The sequence below is a fragment of the Rhizobium sp. 18055 genome (genome assembly GCF_902706285.1).
Taxonomy (GTDB): domain Bacteria; phylum Pseudomonadota; class Alphaproteobacteria; order Rhizobiales; family Rhizobiaceae; genus Rhizobium.
The window spans coordinates 1-426 of sequence record NZ_CACSKD010000337.1 but is presented as its reverse complement, the minus strand read 5'-3'; the positions used below and the strand labels follow the sequence as shown (position 1 = coordinate 426).

The following is a 426-nucleotide window of genomic DNA, read 5'->3' as shown; positions in this document are numbered from 1 at the left end:
GAACTTGCAAGCGGTGGCTGTGGCCCCCATCTGAACCCACTTCATCACTAGGGATTCGGATCGCTTCCGCCCGCACAGGCGGGCCGCGGTCCCGTTCGCATGGCCTCCAACTTCCTCACCAAACTATTCGGCAGCCGCAACGACCGGCTCCTCAAGCAATACCGCAAGACGGTGGCCCGCATCAACGCGATGGAGCCGGATTACGAGAAGCTGAGCGACGATGCCCTGCGCGCCAAGACGGTGGAGTTCCAGGGCCGCGTCGCCCAGGGCGAATCCCTGGACGACCTGCTGCCCGAAGCCTTCGCCGTCGTGCGCGAGGCCTCCAAGCGCGTGATGAAGATGCGCCACTTCGACGTGCAGCTGCTGGGCGGCATGGCGCTGCACCACGGCAAGATCTCCGAAATGCGCACCGGCGAGGGCAAGACC

The 426-nt window shown here is 65.3% G+C and carries 1 pseudogene; it reads left to right on the top strand.

Going from position 1 to position 426, the window contains the following annotated elements:
* Positions 1-99 precede the first annotated feature (99 nt).
* A pseudogene (locus tag GVL52_RS32275) lies at positions 100-426 on the top strand (preprotein translocase subunit SecA); the annotation flags it as partial.